Here is a 301-nt window from a genome sequence, read left to right on the forward strand (position 1 = left end):
AGAATGTCGGCGTTGGCTGTCGGGGGACCGAGAACGAGGTTCTGCAGGGGCTGAACATTGCGATTCGGCCTGGTGGACGCGGCGGCATGATCGGCCGCATCGGCTCCGGCAAGACCACGATGGGTCGCCTGATCGGCAGGCTCTTTCTGCCGACTGCCGGAGAGCTGCTCATCGACGGCATCGACATCCGCCAATACCATCCATCCGAGGTTCGCGCCGCGGTCGGGATCGTCGCGCAGGCCGGCGATCTGTTTTCGGGGACCATCAAGGAAAACCTTTTGATGGCGGCGCCGGAAGCGAC

At 64.1% G+C, this 301-nt stretch carries 1 protein-coding gene; it reads left to right on the forward strand.

Features of this window, described 5'->3' with window-relative positions:
• Nucleotides 1–301 (forward strand): ATP-binding cassette domain-containing protein (locus tag EN804_RS36240; RefSeq protein WP_135922412.1); only part of this gene is annotated, 301 nt, incomplete at both ends.

This window comes from Mesorhizobium sp. M8A.F.Ca.ET.161.01.1.1 (assembly GCF_004792105.1).
GTDB lineage: Bacteria > Pseudomonadota > Alphaproteobacteria > Rhizobiales > Rhizobiaceae > Mesorhizobium.